14 protein-coding genes are annotated in these 17,671 nt (G+C 56.6%); 11 read left to right on the top strand and 3 right to left on the bottom strand.

Annotated elements, in window-relative coordinates; genetic code table 11:
- Window positions 1-15: 15 nt before the first annotated feature.
- Together RBH33_RS06615 and RBH33_RS06610 are read left to right on the top strand one after the other, a co-directional pair.
- Window positions 16-471: a type II toxin-antitoxin system RatA family toxin gene (locus RBH33_RS06615; RefSeq protein WP_306731366.1), complete on the top strand. Its 456-nt coding sequence runs from the start codon at window positions 16-18 to the stop codon at window positions 469-471.
- Between the two features lie 4 nt (window positions 472-475).
- Window positions 476-796, top strand: a complete 321-nt coding sequence (locus tag RBH33_RS06610) for an RnfH family protein (protein WP_306731365.1) — start codon at window positions 476-478, stop codon at window positions 794-796.
- A gap of 40 nt (window positions 797-836) precedes the next feature.
- Here the strand turns inward: RBH33_RS06610 and RBH33_RS06605 are convergent, their stop codons facing one another.
- On the bottom strand, window positions 837-1,286 hold the full coding sequence (locus RBH33_RS06605) for an outer membrane protein assembly factor BamE (RefSeq protein WP_306731364.1): 450 nt from the start codon (window positions 1,284-1,286) through the stop codon (window positions 837-839).
- Window positions 1,287-1,363: 77 nt separating this feature from the next.
- On the opposite strand from RBH33_RS06605, the gene fur reads away from it, so the two are divergent.
- Window positions 1,364-1,771, top strand: a complete 408-nt coding sequence (gene fur, locus RBH33_RS06600) for a ferric iron uptake transcriptional regulator (RefSeq protein WP_306731363.1) — start codon at window positions 1,364-1,366, stop codon at window positions 1,769-1,771.
- Between the two features lie 28 nt (window positions 1,772-1,799).
- Here the strand turns inward: fur and recN are convergent, their stop codons facing one another.
- Entirely contained in the window at window positions 1,800-3,467 is a 1,668-nt protein-coding gene (gene recN / locus RBH33_RS06595; RefSeq protein ID WP_306731362.1) for a DNA repair protein RecN, read from the bottom strand.
- A gap of 215 nt (window positions 3,468-3,682) precedes the next feature.
- On the opposite strand from recN, the gene grpE reads away from it, so the two are divergent.
- The 8 genes from grpE (at window position 3,683) to RBH33_RS06555 (ending at window position 16,085) form a co-directional block, all read left to right on the top strand.
- Window positions 3,683-4,264, top strand: coding sequence for a nucleotide exchange factor GrpE (gene grpE / locus RBH33_RS06590; RefSeq protein ID WP_306731361.1), 582 nt, complete (start codon window positions 3,683-3,685; stop codon window positions 4,262-4,264).
- A gap of 154 nt (window positions 4,265-4,418) precedes the next feature.
- Window positions 4,419-6,344: a molecular chaperone DnaK gene (gene dnaK / locus RBH33_RS06585; protein WP_306731360.1), complete on the top strand. Its 1,926-nt coding sequence runs from the start codon at window positions 4,419-4,421 to the stop codon at window positions 6,342-6,344.
- 113 nt (window positions 6,345-6,457) lie between these two features.
- Window positions 6,458-7,585, top strand: coding sequence for a molecular chaperone DnaJ (dnaJ, locus tag RBH33_RS06580; protein ID WP_306731359.1), 1,128 nt, complete (start codon window positions 6,458-6,460; stop codon window positions 7,583-7,585).
- 291 nt (window positions 7,586-7,876) lie between these two features.
- Window positions 7,877-8,929, top strand: a complete 1,053-nt coding sequence (locus RBH33_RS06575; protein ID WP_306731358.1) for a sugar phosphate isomerase/epimerase family protein — start codon at window positions 7,877-7,879, stop codon at window positions 8,927-8,929.
- A gap of 12 nt (window positions 8,930-8,941) precedes the next feature.
- Window positions 8,942-10,093, top strand: coding sequence for a Gfo/Idh/MocA family protein (locus tag RBH33_RS06570; RefSeq protein ID WP_306731357.1), 1,152 nt, complete (start codon window positions 8,942-8,944; stop codon window positions 10,091-10,093).
- Between the two features lie 66 nt (window positions 10,094-10,159).
- Window positions 10,160-11,749, top strand: a complete 1,590-nt coding sequence (locus tag RBH33_RS06565) for an MFS transporter (protein WP_306731356.1) — start codon at window positions 10,160-10,162, stop codon at window positions 11,747-11,749.
- A 310-nt stretch (window positions 11,750-12,059) separates the two neighbouring features.
- Window positions 12,060-14,360 carry a sugar ABC transporter substrate-binding protein gene (locus RBH33_RS06560; protein ID WP_306731355.1) on the top strand — a complete coding sequence of 767 codons (2,301 nt, stop codon included), beginning with the start codon at window positions 12,060-12,062 and terminating at the stop codon, window positions 14,358-14,360.
- Window positions 14,361-16,085, top strand: coding sequence for a diguanylate cyclase domain-containing protein (locus tag RBH33_RS06555; protein WP_306731354.1), 1,725 nt, complete (start codon window positions 14,361-14,363; stop codon window positions 16,083-16,085).
- A gap of 90 nt (window positions 16,086-16,175) precedes the next feature.
- Here the strand turns inward: RBH33_RS06555 and RBH33_RS06550 are convergent, their stop codons facing one another.
- Entirely contained in the window at window positions 16,176-17,597 is a 1,422-nt protein-coding gene (locus tag RBH33_RS06550) for a cellulase family glycosylhydrolase (protein WP_306731353.1), read from the bottom strand.
- Window positions 17,598-17,671: the final 74 nt, after the last annotated feature.

The raw sequence follows: 17,671 nt of genomic DNA, 5'->3' as shown, positions 1-17,671 counted from the left end.
TAGGGAGTACGTTTGTTGAGTCATCGAGTAGAACGATCGGCGCTGGTGCAGTATTCGGCGCAGCAGATGTTCGATTTGGTCAATGACATTGAGGCCTACCCAGAATACATGGACGATTGCGTGGGGGCGCAGGTGCTGCAGCGCGGCCCCGGTTGGTTGGAGGCACGTTTGGAGCTCCAGAAGGCGGGGCTGACCCAGAGCTTCGTCACGCGCAACGAGTTACAGCCACCGACACGCATGACCATGAAATTGGTCGAGGGGCCCTTTTCCCGTTTGGAGGGGTGCTGGACCTTCGAAGCCATTGATAGTGGTGCCTGCCGGGTGGGTTTTGAATTGGCCTTCGATATGAAGAGCCGTCTCCTGGGTATGGCGGTGGGTAAATTGTTTGAATCCGCCGCGAGTAAACAGGTGGATGCTTTGTGTCGGCGGGCGCAGAACGTTTATGGGTTACCACATGCAGGAGAGCGCTAAGAGTATGGCCGATCTGGACTTAATTACCGTGGAGGTGGCCTACGCGCTTCCGGACAAACAAAAAATCATTGAATTGTTGGTGGAGCCTGGGACCAGTGCTTACCAAGCGGCCGAGCGCTCGGGGATCGCAAAAAGTTTTCCAGAGCTGGATCTGGAGAGCGCAAAAATGGGTATTTTCGGGCAGGCCCTGGGTACTAAAGGACTCAAACCGCCACGGGAATATGAGTTACAACCGGGCGATAGAGTAGAGATCTATCGGCCGTTGATCATCGACCCGAAAGAAATTCGGCGCAAACGCGCCGAGAAGAACAAAGCCAGTGATTGAGTGGGCTCCGACGGACGTTGATCGTCAGAGCCCTAGAGTTTTACTGATTAGTCGGTAGGGGTATTTCGCCCTCGAGTGGTTCAGTCGGGAATGCGCCCGCGTCTTCTTCGACGTTGGTCGGAACGGCGGGCAGGCCTTCTCCGGCGTCCTCAAGGTTAGTCCGCCCAAAGTCACCCGTGAAGTGCGTCATGCGATCGTCTTCAAAGAAGACCGTCATAGCGCGCTTGCGAAATGTTTTGTCGCCCTGACGCAGACTGTAGTGGTAATCCCAGCGGTCTTCGTTGAAACTGTCGGCCAGTAGCGGTGTGCCCAGCACATAGCGAACCTGGCGTTTGGTCAGGCCGGGCTCCAGCTGATCAAGCATGTCCTGAGTCACAATGTGACCTTGCTGAATATAGATCTTGTGAACGCCGGGAAATTGGAAATAGGAACAACCTGCCAGGCTGGCGAGAAGGGCTGCGACCAGGATTAGGCGGCTGGCTATTTTCATATAAGGGCTTCCACTTGGCAAAACGAATCGCGATAATACCTGATTGACAGGAACACTGAGAAGGGTTTGGGGGAAAAATGGCCGAAGAAAACCAGGAACTGCGCAAAGCGGGCCTCAAGGTGACGCTGCCTAGGGTCAAGATCCTGCAAATGCTGGAGTCTTCCGAAGAGCGCCATATGAGCGCGGAAGACGTCTACAAGGCCTTGATGGAAGCGGGCGACGATGTCGGCCTGGCCACTGTGTATCGGGTGCTGACGCAATTTGAAAGTGCCGGTTTGGTGGAGCGCCATAACTTCGATGGTGGCCACTCGGTGTTTGAAATCGCTCGCGGTGAACACCACGACCATATGGTATGCATGGACACGAGCGCCGTCATAGAGTTCCACAACGAAAAAATTGAAGCGCTGCAGCGCCAGATCGCCGACGAACACGGGTACGAGTTGGTGGATCACAGCCTGGTGCTGTACGTGAAACCAAAAAAATAACAACTTGTTAGCGTTTTACAATTCCAGCCTACTTTTCCAGGATTTCCCTCGCATGAGCCAGTGATTGGTCGGTAATAGTCATACCGCCCAACATGCGCGCGATTTCTTCCACTTTGGCCTCTCCAGTGAGCTCTATCAGCGTTGACTGAGCGCTGGAGGCGCTGGCGGTTTTGTTGACCTGCAAGTGTTGGTGCCCTTTGCTGGCCACTTGCGCCAAATGGGTAACGCAAATCACCTGGCCCCGATCGCCCAGCTGACGCAGCAGCCGGCCCACCACATCGCCGGTTGCGCCTCCAATGCCCACATCCACCTCATCGAACACCAGCGTCGGGCTGGCGGAGGTCTGTGCAGTAATCACCTGGATCGCCAGACTGATGCGCGAAAGCTCCCCGCCGGAAGCCACTTTACTGAGCGAACGCGGCGTTTGACCGGGGTTGGTGCTGATTAAAAATTCCACCTCTTCAAGGCCGTGCGCTCCGGGTTTGTCTTTGAGGGGCGTTAGGCTGACTTCCAGCCGGGCGTTTTCCATGGCCAGTGCGTGGAGCTGGGCATTTACCTCCGTCGCCAGTTTGACGCCGGCTTTGCGACGGGACTCAGACAGCTTCTGTGCCTGTTCGCGATACTGCTTTTCGGCCTTGGCGACTTCCTGTGTCAGTGCTTCCAGATGAGCGTCGCCGCCCTCCAGTTGTTCTAGCTCAGTGCGTAGGTTTTGCTCCAGCTCGGACAGCTGTTCCGGGCCGACCCGATGCTTGCGGGCGATATCGTAAATCGCGCTCAAACGCTCCTCGACCGTTTGCAGGCGCTCGGGGTCCAGGGTGAAATTATCGATGTGCCGGTCAATCTCCCGCTGCGCTTCGTCCACCTGAATCTGTGCGCTGGTGAGCAGTTGCTCCGCTTCCTGCAGCGCGGCGGACTTTTCGGGCAGGTTGTGGAACAGGTTCAAGGCCCGGTGCAGGCCCACGCTGAGCCCCTGTTCTTCGTCGCCACACAGCGTCGAGAGCTGCTGGCTGGCCTGCAGAATGTCTTCGGCGTGCGCGAGCGTGCGTTGTTCACTCTCCAAATCATCCAGCTCACCTTCGTCCAAACCCAGTTGGTCCAGCTCTTGGACCTGATAACTGAGCAACTGAAAGCGCGCGCTCAGCTCCTCGGCATTGGCGCTGCGATAAGCGAGATCTTCTCGAAGAGCCTGCCAGTGCCGGAAGCGCTCCCGAACGTCCTTTGCCAGCGCGCTTTGGCCTGCCAGCTCATCCAGCAGGCGCCGGTGCGTTTCTCGATGCAGCAAGGATTGGTGTTCGTGCTGGCTGTGGATATCGATCAGCATTTCACCCAGGCTACGCAGCTGTTGCAGCGTCACGGGGCGGCCGTTGATGTAGGCCTTGGAGCGGCCTTCACTGGTAATTACCCTGCGTAGCAGGCACTCCTCAGGGTGCTCTTCCTGCTCCAGATCCTGCTCTTCCAGCCACCGTTTCGCCCGGGTGATGGCGCTGAGATCAAAACTGGCGTGAATGTCGGCCCGTTTGGCTCCGGTTCGGACCCGCTGGCCATCGGCTCGGTCCCCCAGCGTCTGGCCCAGGGCGTCGAGCAGAATCGACTTTCCCGCCCCGGTCTCGCCGGTAATTACGGTCATGCCGGGCTTTAGGTCCAGGTCCAGGTGGTCCACCAGAGTGAAATTCTGAATGCTGAGGTGCGTAAGCATGGGAGCCTCGTGTTTTTCGTGAGGATTTCTGGCTGTTTATACAGTATTTGTTTCGGTTCGGCCAGAGTCTGAGGGGAGGGAAATGCGAAATGCGACCTTTGGCCTTGAATCCGAGCCGGCTAGCCCCATATAGGGCTGCACAAGGCGCTTCTTAGCGCACAAGTCACTCATTGTGCAGCGGCTTGCTGCAAAGGTAAATCACGACGGAGATCACCGTGGCGGATCAAGACAAGCAAGAACCCCAGGAAAACACCGAGGCCCAGGCGGAAGAATACCGGGCTCAACAGGGTGCCGAGGAGACCACCGAAGGGCAGGGCGAGGACACCGTAGAAGCCCTGCAGGCCAAGGTGGAAGCACTGACCGGAGCCATGGAGGCGGCCAAGGATCAAGTGCTGCGCTCTCAGGCTGAGGCACAGAATGCGCGCCGTCGGGCCGAACAGGACGTGGAAAAAGCCCACAAATTTGGTCAGGAGAAGCTACTGACGGATTTGTTGCCGGTAGTGGACAACCTGGAGCGCGGATTGGCCGCTATCGACCCGAATGAGGAGGCTCTGAAGCCCGTAGCGGAAGGCATTCAGCTTACTCTGAAGGCCTTTACGGATGTGCTGGCCAAGTACCAGGTGGTGCCGTTGGATCCGCAGGGCGAGCCCTTCGATCCTCAGTTTCACCAGGCCATGACCATGGTGCCCAATCCGGATGTGGAGCCCAATACCGTGGTGGAAGTGTTCCAAAAGGGCTACACCCTGCACGGTCGTCTGGTGCGTCCCGCCATGGTGGTGGTTTCCAAGGCGCCCTGATCGCCTGGCGAGCAGCCGTTTATGGCCGGGGCCTTGAAAAGGCGGCAAGTGGGCCAATATAGAGTGTAAACGCGAAGCAAAGCCGTTCACTAATTCAGTAATCGTCGGGCCGATGACCACATCGGGTCGAGCAAGAAATTTAGGAGATTTGTTCATGGGTAAAATTATTGGCATTGACCTGGGCACCACGAATTCCTGTGTGTCGGTCATGGAAGGCGGCAAGCCGAAAGTCATCGAGAGCGCGGAAGGGGATCGTACTACCCCGTCCATCGTTGCGTTTACCGACGACGGCGAAATCCTCGTGGGCCAGAGCGCTAAGCGCCAGGCGGTCACCAATCCTCACAACACCCTGTACGCCGTTAAGCGTTTGATTGGGCGCAAGTTCAAAGACGACGTGGTGCAAAAAGACATCAAAATGGTGCCCTACAAAATTGTGGGCGCTGACAATGGCGATGCCTGGGTGGAAGTGAAGGGCGAGAAGAAGGCGCCACCGCAGGTTTCCGCGGAAGTGCTCAAGAAAATGAAGAAAACCGCCGAGGATTACCTGGGCGAGAAGGTCACCGAGGCCGTCATTACCGTGCCCGCCTACTTCAACGACTCCCAGCGCCAAGCCACCAAAGACGCGGGTAAGATCGCCGGTCTGGAAGTGAAGCGCATCATTAACGAGCCCACCGCCGCAGCCCTGGCTTACGGTATGGACAAAGCTCGTGGTGATCGCACCATCGCCGTGTACGACTTGGGTGGTGGTACTTTCGATATCTCCATTATTGAAATTGCGGATGTGGACGGTGAACACCAGTTTGAAGTGCTGTCTACCAACGGCGACACCTTCTTGGGTGGTGAAGACTTCGACATGCGGCTGATCGAATACTTGGCCGAGCAGTTCAAGAAAGAGCAGGGCATTGATTTGCACTCCGATCCCCTGGCTCTGCAGCGGCTGAAAGAAGCGGCTGAGAAGGCCAAAATTGAACTGTCTTCCAGCCAGCAGACCGAAGTGAATCTGCCGTACATTACCGCCGACAACACCGGCCCCAAACACTTGGTGGTTAAGTTGACTCGGGCCAAGCTGGAGTCCCTGGTGGAAGATCTGGTCACGCGCTCCATTGAGCCAGTTAAAATGGCTTTGAAGGACTCGGGTGTTTCCGCCAACGACATCAGTGATGTGATCCTGGTGGGCGGTCAAACCCGTATGCCTCTGGTACAAAAAGCCGTGGCCGACTTCTTCGGTAAGGATCCACGCAGAGACGTTAACCCGGATGAAGCGGTCGCTGTGGGCGCCGCCATTCAAGGCGCTGTACTGGCCGGTGACGTAAAAGACGTGCTGTTGCTGGATGTGAGCCCGCTGACCTTGGGTATTGAAACCATGGGCGGTGTGGCCACGCCGTTGATCGAGAAAAACACCACCGTGCCGACCAAAAAATCGCAGGTGTTCTCGACCGCTGACGATAACCAGACCGCCGTGACCATCCACGTGGTACAGGGTGAGCGTAAGCAGGCGTCTCAGAACAAGTCTCTGGGTCGCTTTGACTTGGCGGATATCCCCCCGGCACCGCGCGGCCTGCCGCAGATTGAGGTGACCTTTGATATCGACGCCAACGGTATTTTGAACGTGAGCGCCAAAGACAAGGCCACCGGCAAGGAGCAGTCCATTGTGATTAAAGCTTCCTCGGGCTTGTCAGACGAGGAAATCGAAAAAATGGTTAAGGATGCCGAGGCCAATGCCGAGGCGGACCGCAAGTTCGAGGAAATCGTCACCGCGCGCAATACGCTGGAAGGCTTGATTCACGCCACCCAGAAAACCGTAAAAGACGCCGGAGATAAGGCTACTGAGGAAGAAAAGTCTGCCATTGAAGCCGCCATCAAAGAGGCGGAAGAAGTGGTCAAAGGTGAAGACAAGGAAGCCATTGAAGCGGCCACCACTAAGCTGACCGAAGCCTCCGGCTCACTGGCGCAGAAGTTGTACGCCGAGCAACAGGGCGGCGAGCAAGCTCAGGCCGGTCCGGAAAGCGAGGCGAAGCCAGAGGACGACAGCGCCGTGGACGCTGAGTTTGAAGAGGTAAAGGAAGACGAGAAAAAGTAGCCTGAACCGAAGCCCCGCCTTAGGCGGGGCTTCAGACAGACATACAGAGATTTAGAGCAAATGCGGGCTTGGCCCGCATTTGTCGTGTCAGATCCACAACAAGCGATTCAAGCATGGCTAAACGCGACTATTACGAAGTACTGGGTGTCTCCAAAGACGTGTCCGCCGCTGAGCTGAAAAAAGCTTACCGCCGCGTGGCGATGAAGCACCACCCGGACAGAAACCCCGGCGACAAAACCTCCGAGGATAAATTCAAGGAGGCAAGTGAAGCCTACGAAGTCCTCTCCGACGCCCAGAAGCGCTCCGCATACGACCAGTTTGGTCACGCGGGTGTGGATCAGCAGGGCGGCATGGGCGGCGCAGGTGCCGCTGGCGGATTTGGCAGTTTCAGCGACATCTTTGGCGATGTATTCGGTGATATCTTTGGTGGCGGACGTGGCCGCGGCGGTGCCAGTCGCGGCTCCGATTTGCGCTACAGCCTGGATTTGACCCTGGAAGAGGCCGTTCGGGGCACCAGTGTGCAGATCAAAGTGCCCACACTGACTGCGTGCGATGTGTGCGACGGCTCAGGTGCCAAGAAAGGTAGCTCACCGAAGACCTGTACCACCTGTGGCGGCATCGGCCAAGTGCGCATGCAGCAGGGCTTCTTCTCCGTACAGCAGACCTGCCCCACTTGTCGTGGCCGCGGCACTATCATTTCCGATCCCTGCACCGCCTGTCATGGTCAGGGGCGCAAAGAAGAAACCAAAACCCTGTCCGTTAAAGTCCCCCCCGGCGTGGATACCGGTGATCGCATTCGGTTGTCCGGAGAAGGGGAGGCGGGCCTGGAAGGTGGTCCAGCAGGCGATTTGTTTGTGCAAGTCAGTGTGCTCCCGCATGAAATTTTCCAGCGCGACGGTACCGATCTGTATTGTGAAGTGCCGGTGGATTTTGTTGATGCTGCTTTGGGTGGTGAGTTGGAAGTCCCGACGCTGGATGGCCGGGTGAAACTCAAGGTTCCCGTGGAAACCCAGACCGGTAAGCTGTTCCGCCTGCGCGGCAAAGGCGTTACGCCGGTTCGTGGCGGCGCTCCTGGTGACCTGATGTGCCGGGTGGTGGTAGAAACCCCAGTGAACCTCACCAGCAAACAAAAGGAGCTGCTGCGCCAGTTCCAGGCCACCATGAAAAACGGTAAAAACTCACCCCGTCAGAGCAGTTGGTTTGACGGTATGAAGAACTTCTTTGGTGATATGAAGATTTAATGGCGCTGTGCGCAGGCAGTGATTACCGCTGCCTGCGCCTTGTTGCGCCCGCTAATCTTCGATCTTGCCCCTCTATACTCTCTTTTCTTTTATCGCCGGGTGCCTTCTCTCAAGGCTGGAATAAATCATATAAATCTTTACAATCGTAAAGCGCGAAAAGTTAGAGATATTGCTCGGGGAATGCCATAATCCCGATGCTCAAGTAATTGGCCATTTTACGGGTATCGGCTTGCAGCTCCAGCGGGAGCGCCGGTGCCGGATTGTGAACCGCTGAATAGACTGGAGACTATAATGAAGACGATGAAAGGGCCCGCCCTATTTCTAGCCCAATTCTGCAGTGACGAAGCGCCCTTCAATACCCTGGAGAACATCGCCGAGTGGGCTGGTGGCTTGGGGTTTAAAGGCGTACAGATTCCGTCATGGGACAAGCGCATTTTTGACCTGGAGCGCGCTGCGGAAAGCCAGGAATACTGTCAGGAAGTAAAAGATACGCTCTCCCGCCACGGTCTGGAATTGACCGAGCTGACCACCCACCTGCAAGGCCAACTGGTTGCGGTGCACCCCGTTTACGACGAAATGTTTGACGGCTTTGCGCCTCCGGAATATCACGGTAAGCCCGACGAGCGCCAAAAGTGGGCCGTCAATCAACTGATGTTGGCTGCCAAAGCCAGTAAAAACTTGGGCCTTACCGCTCACGCGACCTTTTCCGGTGCCTTACTTTGGCCATTTATGTACCCCTGGCCCCAGCGCCCCGCCGGTTTGGTGGATGCGGGTTTCGCTGAGCTTGGTAAACGTTGGAGGCCGATTCTGGACGCCTTTGACGAGGCGGGTGTTGATCTGTGTTATGAGATTCACCCCGGCGAAGACCTGCACGATGGCGCCACTTTTGAACGCTTCCTGAAGGAAGTGGACTACCACCCCCGCGCCAACATGCTCTACGACCCCAGCCACCTGATCCTGCAGCAATTGGATTATCTGGGCTTTATCGATCGTTACCACGACCGCATCAAGCTGTTCCACGTTAAAGATGCCGAGTTCAACCCCACCGCTCAGCAGGGCGTGTACGGCGGTTACGAAGGCTGGGTGGAGCGCGCCGGTCGGTTCCGTTCCCTGGGCGATGGTCAGATCGACTTCAAACAGATCTTCTCCAAGTTCACTGCCTACGATTTCGAAGGCTGGGCCGTGATCGAGTGGGAATGCTGCCTGAAGCACCCAGAAGCCGGTGCCGAAGAAGGCGTGAAGTTTGTGAACGACCATATTATCCGTGTAACGGAAAAAGCGTTCGACGATTTCGCCGGTGGCGAAGCCGACGAAGCCAGCAACCGCCGTATTCTCGGTCTTTAAGGAGGTTAGACAATGACAGAACCTAGGATCCGACTGGGTATGGTCGGCGGCGGTCAAGGCGCATTCATTGGTGGCGTGCACCGTTTCGCCGCCCGCCTGGATGATCGTTACACGCTGGTAGCCGGCGCCCTGTCTTCCAAGCCGGACGTGGCCAAGGCCTCAGCCGACGAACTGCACATTGCACCGGAGCGCTCCTACGAGTCTTACGAAGCCATGTTCAAAGCCGAAGCCCAGCGCGAGGACGGCATTGAAGCGGTGGCCATCGTGACTCCCAACCACATGCACTTTCCTGTCGCCAAAGCAGCACTGGAAGCGGGTATCAATGTGATCTGCGACAAGCCGGTCACCCGCACCCTGGAAGAAGCCGAAGAGCTGGCCGGCATCGTGGCCAAAAGCGGCGCCTTTTTTGCCCTGACCCACAACTACAGCGCGTACCCGCTGGTGCGTTATGCGCGTGAGATGGTAGAGCGTGGCGACTTGGGTAACATCCGTTTGGTGCAAGTGGAGTATCCGCAAGAGTGGCTGACTACGGCACCAGACGCCGACAACAAACAAGCCGCCTGGCGCACCGATCCTAAGCGCTCCGGCAAGGCCGGTTGCTTGGGGGACATTGGTACCCACGCTTTCCAGTTAGCGACGTTTATTTCGCACTTGGAGCTGGACGCGGTAAGCGCGGATTTGACCGCGTTTGTGCCCGGACGCGAAGTGGATGACAATGTCCACGCCATGATGCGCTTTAAAGGTGGCGCTAAAGGCATGCTTTGGACCAGTCAGGTAGCCCCTGGCTGTGAAAACGGTCTGCGTATTCGCCTATTTGGTGATAAGGCCGGATTGGAGTGGGCGCAGGAGAAGCCCAATGAGTTGTGGTTAACGCCACTGGCGGGCAACCACCGTCGTATTACCCGGCGCGACGATAACCTGGATAGTGAAGTGGCAGTGCGCGGTATTCGCATTCCCTTCGGGCATCCGGAAGGTTATCTGGAGGCGTTTGCTACTCTGTATACCGATGTGGCAGATGTGCTGGTGGCCAAGCGCAAGGGTGAATCGCATCCGATGGAGGCGTGGATTCCCGGTATTGAAACCGGCGTGCTGGGTATGCGTTTTATTGATGCAGTACTGCGTTCGTCCGAAGACGATGGTCGCTGGACACCGCTGAACACATAATAATGTAAAAGCAGGCAAACCCCGTCTTGGGGCGGGGTGCCAACAATAACACTGAGGATCGTCTTTATGAATACAGCTAAGTTGGATGCCAACGGCATTCACCGTTCGCGCTTGTTTGCTGGGGCCTGTCTGGCATTGTTCCCCACGGCTTTTTCATTCGCACTGGTTGGCGGGATTTTGGGCCAGCTGAAAACCGAGTTCGTCTTGACCAACGCAGACGTCGGTTTTATCGGTGGTGCGGTACTTTGGGGTATGGCTCTATCGCTGATCGCGGTAGCGCCGGTACTGGAAAAAATCGGCCTTCGGGTTGCGGCTTCCGGTGCTTTCGTCGGCCACTTGGTCGGTGTCACTTTGTTGTTGCTCGCCTACTTCTCGGCCGGCACACCCGCAGGTTTCTGGGTACTGTTCCTCGGGGCCATCTGCCTCGGTATTGGTAACGGCCTGATTGAAGCCGCAGGTAACCCCATGACGGCTGCGCTCTATCCAGAGCAAAAAACCGTCAAGCTCAACCACTTTCACGCCTTCTTCCCCGGCGGCATGGTGGTCGGTGCCCTGCTTGGTTGGGTAATGTTCCAGATCGGTTCTATCGGTGCTCTTAACTTGGGCCACTGGACCGTCCATATCGCGGTTATGTACATCCCGATTATTGTTTACGGTGCGATGATTCTGCCGCTCAAGTTCCCCAAAACCGAAACCGCCGAAGCGGGTGTACCGGTGAGCGAAATCCTGCGTTACACCTTGACCCACCCCATCGTACTGCTGCTGATCCTGATCAAAATGGTCACCCTGTCGCTGGAACTGGGCCCCATGCGTTGGATTCCAGACGTACTGGAAAACGCCGGTATGCACGGGCTGCTGGTATTTGCCTGGATCACCGGCTTGATGGCTGTTCTGCGTCTGTTTGCCGGTCCTGTTGTGGAGCGCCTGGCACCCACGGGCATGCTGTTCTTCTCCGCCGTTTTTACCGGCCTCGGGTTGATTCTGTTCTCTGCCTTTGAAACTGGCGTCTTCCAATTGCTGTTTGCCGCTACCCTGTTCGCCTTCGGTGTGGCCTTCTTCTTCCCCACCATGGTGGGCTTGATGAGCGAGCGCTTCCCCAAAGCCGGTTCGGTGGGCATCGTACTGATGATCGGTGCGGGTATGGCCGCCTCTGGTACTCTGCAAGGCCAAATGGGTGTAATTGCCGACCGTTACATGCCGGATGCCCTGGATGAGCAGCGCACCGTGCAAGTTATGGAGCAAGTGCAAAACCGCTTCCCGACTTACGTGGAGCAGGCCGAAGCCGCTGCCGGCGACCTTGAAGAGTTGGCACGTCTGGGCTTCCGGGCCGACGACGTGGAAACGGTGATTCGCCACAACGAGCGTGCGTTGACTTACTTCCGTAATAACAACCAGCTCGACGGCCAGCTGACCGGTAACGCGCTGCGTTCACTTCTGGATTCTGGTTTAGACCAGGAAGGTGAACTGATTGCCGAAGCAGGCGCAGTACTGCGTCCCGCCGACAACTACGGTGGTCGTATGGCCTTCCGCTGGGTAGCCCCCATCGCACTGATTGTGGCAGGCTTCTTCGCTGTCATGTACCTGCGTGACCGCAAGCAAGGTGGTTACCGCGCAGTGAAGCTGGAAACGTCCGATCCCGGTCGCGGCGCCAGCTAACGGCGAGTATTGAAAGCCGAAAAAGCCCGGCTTCGGCCGCCTGGTTGCTCACGTTAGCGGAGCAACCAGGCGGCCGAAGCCGGGCTTTTCTTTGGGCGAGCAACAGCTATACTTAGTACAGGCTCGGGGTTGCAACACCTTGAGTCGTTTGAAGGATGAGCGGCCAATGCCGAGCTTGCACCGGACTGGTGTGACAGGCAAAATAATGAAAAATACGACAGGTCGTCACCTCCACCCCCTGGCAACGGACACAGACAAACGATCTCTTTTTCTCTGTTGAAGAAGAGCATAACGATAGGTGCCGCACGCCATGATCCGTTTCTGGCTCAGCTTTGCTGTTGCACTGGGCAGCGCGCTACTTCCAGTTCGAACCCTCGCCACCGAACTGACCTTCTATTACTCTTATGAGCAGCAGGGCCTACTCGATCTGGTTGAGTCCTTCACTGAGGAAACCGGTGTTGCCGTGCGCACCCGCTGGGTTTCCCTGTCGGAGATGGTGGATGTGCTGCACGAGGCCAGCGCCAACCGTAGCGGCCTAGAGGTTGCCCTTGTGCCCAATGACTACGCTGGTATGCACGAGGACTTTCAGCTCAGTCACATCATTCCTGCATCACTTAGCCATACCATTAAAGCGCAAGCCTGGGAAACAGCTCGGGTGGGGGATCGCTACTATGGCGCACCTTTGATGCTGGGTAACCACTTGATGCTCTACTACAACCGGGCGTTGGTGGATGCCCCGGCCACCACCTGGGAGGCGCTGCATGAATGGCAGCGCCGAGACGGTGCGCAACCCTTCGACACCATTGCCTGGGACTATCAGGGCATGTACTGGATGGCGCCTTTCCTGCTGGCGCATGCGTCCGCCTCCAATGAGCTTGAATTTAAGCTCGAACGTGACGCCTTGGTCCGGGGGCTGAGCGACTACCGAGCGCTGGCCGAGGCGCAACTGGTTGACCCCAAGTGCGATGACGATTGTGCCCTGCGCCGGTTCCGCAACGGCGAGGTGGCCTACACCATCAATGGGGACTGGGCTCTGGGCCAGCTGCAAGAGGCGCTGGGCGAAAACCTAGCAGTGTCCGCACTGCCAGCATTGGCGGACAAGCCGATGCGATCCACTTACTCGGCACACGTGCTAGTGTTTCCGGGCGACGGCCTCAATGGCCCGCATAAAGCGGCTCTACGAGCGCTGATTAATTACTTGCAGAGTCCGCCAATACAGAAGCGCCTAGCCGATCGACTAAAGGTGTTGCCAGTGGAGGCCGAGGCTCAGGCTTACACCCTGGCCAATGCCGGCACCAACCTGAAGACCGTTATCGAGGCGCTGCCTCATGCCATTCCTCTGCCCGCAGAAAAAGCCACGGTGCGAGTTTGGGATGCTATCCGCAAAGGCTGGCTGCGTTATCAGGCCGGAGTCGTCAGTGCCGAGGAGACCGCCGATATCATATTGCGCCTAATCAATCGGGAGCTCGCTCCAGACCCTCTAACCCTGGTGTACACATTTGGGATGCAGCCCCAGACGTTCGAATTTATCGCCGATTTTACCGCCCAGACCGGCATTGAGGTCGAGCACCGCTGGATTCATCAGGACGAGATTAAGGTCGAGCTAATCAATATGGTCGATAAGGGGATTGCACCGGATATTGTGATGGTTCCTTCGGACCACATCGGTCTGCACCGCTATATGGAGTACAGTCGGATTGATCGCGAGCGCATTCCCCACAACATTAACGATGAGCTTTGGCATACGGGTTTAGCCGATGGGCATTATTATGGCGCGCCGGTGACCCAGGGCAATCATCTGTTGTTGTATTACAACAAGGATCATGTTGATGAGCCGGCGAGCGATTGGGCGTCATTGATAGAACGAGCGCCGGCGCTTGCTGCAAAGGGTGTTATCCCCATCACCTGGCACTACAAGGCTATGTACTGGTTGATGCCCTATGTCGCTGCCCATGGGGGAATGCCCATGGATGGCCACGAGCTGACTCTGAATACTCCGGCCATGGCCAAAGGGCTGGATAACTACCGGTGGCTGGCGGAGCAGGGGATCGTCGATACCGAGTGCGACTACCCTTGTGCCCATGGCGCCTTTGTTGCTGGCCAGGCGGCCTATACCATCGATGGCGACTGGGCGCTGCAAGAATACGCGTCCAAATTGGGGGACAAGCTCGGGGTTGCTCTTCTACCGAGCCTGAATGGACGGACCCTAATCTCTCCCTATTCAACTCAGGTTTTCGCTTTTCCCCAACACGGGCTGCAGGGGCCTAAACACGACGCCATGATGGCATTTCTGAACTACGCCCTAAGCGCCGAAGCTCAAAAAAAGTTGGTCGATGAATTTCGGGTGTTGCCCGTAGAGCGTAGCGCGATCAGCTACGCGCGCGACAATGCAGATGAGCATCTGGCGACCGTGTTCAAACAGCTCGAACAGGCTCGCCCGATACCCAGTGAAAGTGCCATGTCTCATGCCTGGGGCGCCATAGTGCGGGGCTTTTTTCGGCATCAGGCTGGGTTAGCCACGGGCGCCGAGGCGTCGAGCCTTATGCAGCGTTTGGCTGAGCGCGAAATCGCGCGTGAGCTCGAGCGCGACAACCGCCGGATGAGAGACTAAATGAATCTGCCCGCGCATCAATCTTCAGCGCCCAAGCGGAAACTGCGTCACCCGTTGTTCCAGTCCTATTTGGTCAAGGTGGCCGTGCTTTGGTCGCTACTGCCGATGCTCTTGCTGTCAGTGTACTTTCTGCACCGCATCTACGATTCGACCTTGGAGTCAGCGCGCGAGCAGCTGAGTTTGACAGCACAAAAGTCGGCGCTCGAAATCGAGCAATCGCTTCTGAATTTGTTGCATGACTTCGACAGTCTGTCTCAGCAAGTGCCGGTGATTCGCGCGGCGAGCGGTAGTTTTCTCGGGCACCGGGCTGTTGAACAGATTGAACAGTTTATTGAGCGTTACCCGATGGTCAATGCCGCCTTCGTTCTCGATCGGGACTTGTTTGCGATGGAGACGGTGCCCGAAGAGGGGATCACGATCGATTTGGCCGAACTGCCCGAATTGCACCCATTGGTGCGTCCCTTGTCGATCGTCGATACTTTGCGCCAAAGCGTTTTCCTGGCAGATCATGTGGGCCTGGCGCAGCTGAATCGCGTCCCGGTTGTTGGTGTAGTAGACGAAGAGGGCGCTAACAAGGTGTTGGTGATTACCAGTGCCATCGTCGCTTCTGAAGGCACCGGCACGCGCTCTATACAACTTAACGGCTTACTGGTTGCCACGATTCCATTGGCAGCGGTCAGAGAAGCGATCACATCGCTGCCGGAGATTGTTCAGCAGGACATGTCGGTGGCGTTTTTACTGGGCGACCAAGTCCTGTCCCGACACAGTAATCTGGGTGAAGGCGATCTGGTGACTGAAACCGCAGCAATTGAATTCACTGGCCTAATTACCGATCAACCTTTGCGCCTGGAACTGGCGCAACCGATGTCGATTCAGCTGGCCATTGTTTACGACGCTTTTCGCACTTCTCTGTTCATCATCATAGCGCTGGTGATTATTACCGTGATTACGTCGGTGCTGCTCAGCCGGCGAGTGGTGAGTCCGGTGCGTTTTCTCAATCGGCTAACGCATCAGTTGGCACAGGGTAATTACGAACCTGTGAGCAATACCATGCGCTTCCGCGAGTTTCGGGAAACCGTCGACCTGATGAATACCATGTCCGGAAAAATCAGCCAGCAGTTTGATGAATTGTTGACCATAAAAAGCAATCTGGAAACAACCGTGTCAGAGCGCACCCGGGAGTTGGAAGACAACTTGGCGTTACTGGATAAGCTCAATCAGAGGCTGGAAAAAATGGCAGCAACCGATAGCCTGACCCAAATGGCCAATCGCCACGCGTTTGAACAGGCATTGGCAGCTGAGGTAAACCGATGCAAAGCCGATGGCCGTTACCACTTTGGCATTATGGTGCTTGATATCAACGGCCTGAAGCCGATTAATGACAATCATGGCCACGAAGCGGGCGACCAATTAATTGTTGCCGTGGCGCGTCATCTGTCGAAAATCTGCCGGGATGAAGATTTAGTGGCACGGGTGGGCGGAGACGAGTTTTACATTCTGTTGCGCAGTGCGGGAGAAGCGTCTGCTCGTGCATTGGAGCGGCGTCTGGTCGCGACGGAGTCGGCGCTGAGTTTGACGCTCGAGACGGATTCCGGTTCGTTCAGTCACCCAATCACCTATAGTTTAGGGTTCGCGACCACTGAGCACACGCCGATTGACGAGCTGATCACGCGTGCCGACCAAGCCATGTACGCGCGCAAATCGGCGTACTACGATAAGGCTTAACATCTAGCGAAAAGGCCCCCCTATAAAAAACCCGGCTTCCGCCGGGTTTTTTATACCTCCATTCGAGGTTGCGTGCTTCCTTTGCGCCGGCTATTGCACAACGCAGCTTTGGTTGTTCTCCCAACCCCAACCACCGCCGGTGTTCGATGATGAATAGCAGCAGTAGGGATACCCGTTTGGCGCAGTTCCGCAACCAGTTTGAACGACACAACTTTGTCCGCTCTCCCAGCCCCAGCCATCACCGGTAGCCGAAGAGGCTTCGCAGCAGTACGGGTAGCCGTTGCTGGCTGTTCCGCAGTCGTTGCCGTTAGAGCCCCCATTGCCGTTGGAGCCCCCATTACCGTTAGAGCCATTATTACCGTTAGAACCCCCGTTGCCGTTCGAGTCCTCATCACCAGAGGCGTCTTCGATGCCACCATTGGCCTCGCATTCGCTATATCCGATACAGCTTTGTCCATTCTCCCAACCCCAGCCGTTGTCTGAGTGCTCGCAAATGGGATACAAGGTGCCGTACCAATTACATTGACCGCTCGAGCCACCATTTCCGGGATCTCCATTGCCCGGATCACCACCAGTGAACACGGTTGCCAGTTGGGAGGTATGGCTGATGCCATTGGCGCCGTTGAACAGCAAGTCGCCCCAGGAGGTTAGGTTGTTGCTGAAGTTGTGGACAATATCCAAAGACTCGAGTCCGGCCCCGTTGCCGGACCAGGACCAACCCAGGTATCCAAAACCGTATTGCTCGGAGCGATTCATAATGGCCCCGGCGTCCACGAAGGCGCCCCAATGATCAGCGGCAAACTCGCCCACCACCAAATGCAGCCCCATGGAATTGAAGGCTGACATGTAGTTATTGACGGCGTTGTCGTTGGGGTAAACCTCATACATATGCACGCTGAAAATGGTGTTATTAAGTGGATCGTTGTTGAACACCGTTTGTGCGTTGTTGAGCATTATCTGCTCCCAGTCCTGCCCCCAATTGGCGGCATCCACCATCAGCGTGTGGGTAAAGCCGGCGTTGCGCATGCGCTGAATGGCTGTGCTCCAGTCGTTGACCCAGGTGCTGGCGGAATGCCCATTGCCGTGGGGTTCGTTGCCAATATTGATGATGACGTAGTCTTCCTCGCCCATCAGCGCGTCGGCAATAGAAATCCAGTAATCCACAGCCTGGTCCAGAGCGGCCGCATATTGTTCGCCGTAGCCCGTGGTGTCGTGAACTTCCAGCACCACAATTAGATTCTGATTTTTGGCATGACTGATAATATCCCTGACCTGAGACTCCGGCGTGGCGGACCAGAGTACGCCATTGGCCAGCACCACCCTCACGGTATTGGCGCCCTGGTTGGAAATGTGAGTTAAGGACTGCGCGGTTTCCCCTGTATACCAGGCGTGGGGTACGTTGACGCCGCGCATGACAAAGGGATTGCCGTTAGCGTCTAGGAGTTGAGTGCCGGAAACGGAAAAGCCGGCGTGGACGGTAAGCGCAGTCAGTGAGAGGGTGGCGAATGCCATACATCTCAACCATTTTCTTATTAAAGCCTTCATGCTAAGCCTCATTTATTTTGGTGTTGGGGTACAGCCATAAA

Source organism: Marinimicrobium hydrolyticum, assembly GCF_030848505.1.
In the GTDB taxonomy this organism is placed as follows: domain Bacteria; phylum Pseudomonadota; class Gammaproteobacteria; order Pseudomonadales; family Cellvibrionaceae; genus JAVDDU01.
This window is presented reverse-complemented; position numbering and strand designations above follow the sequence as displayed.

Bases quoted from the DNA above. Each gene is read 5' to 3' on its own strand.
- fur (WP_306731363.1), top strand. From the start codon at position 1,364: ATGGCCGAAGAAAACCAGGAACTGCGCAAAGCGGGCCTCAAGGTGACG.
- RBH33_RS06575 (WP_306731358.1), top strand. From the start codon at position 7,877: ATGAAGACGATGAAAGGGCCCGCCCTATTTCTAGCCCAATTCTGCAGT.
- RBH33_RS06605 (WP_306731364.1), bottom strand. From the start codon at position 1,286: ATGAAAATAGCCAGCCGCCTAATCCTGGTCGCAGCCCTTCTCGCCAGC.
- RBH33_RS06560 (WP_306731355.1), top strand. From the start codon at position 12,060: ATGATCCGTTTCTGGCTCAGCTTTGCTGTTGCACTGGGCAGCGCGCTA.
- dnaK (WP_306731360.1), top strand. From the start codon at position 4,419: ATGGGTAAAATTATTGGCATTGACCTGGGCACCACGAATTCCTGTGTG.
- dnaJ (WP_306731359.1), top strand. From the start codon at position 6,458: ATGGCTAAACGCGACTATTACGAAGTACTGGGTGTCTCCAAAGACGTG.
- RBH33_RS06555 (WP_306731354.1), top strand. From the start codon at position 14,361: ATGAATCTGCCCGCGCATCAATCTTCAGCGCCCAAGCGGAAACTGCGT.
- RBH33_RS06570 (WP_306731357.1), top strand. From the start codon at position 8,942: ATGACAGAACCTAGGATCCGACTGGGTATGGTCGGCGGCGGTCAAGGC.
- RBH33_RS06610 (WP_306731365.1), top strand. From the start codon at position 476: ATGGCCGATCTGGACTTAATTACCGTGGAGGTGGCCTACGCGCTTCCG.
- RBH33_RS06550 (WP_306731353.1), bottom strand. From the start codon at position 17,597: ATGGCATTCGCCACCCTCTCACTGACTGCGCTTACCGTCCACGCCGGC.
- RBH33_RS06565 (WP_306731356.1), top strand. From the start codon at position 10,160: ATGAATACAGCTAAGTTGGATGCCAACGGCATTCACCGTTCGCGCTTG.
- recN (WP_306731362.1), bottom strand. From the start codon at position 3,467: ATGCTTACGCACCTCAGCATTCAGAATTTCACTCTGGTGGACCACCTG.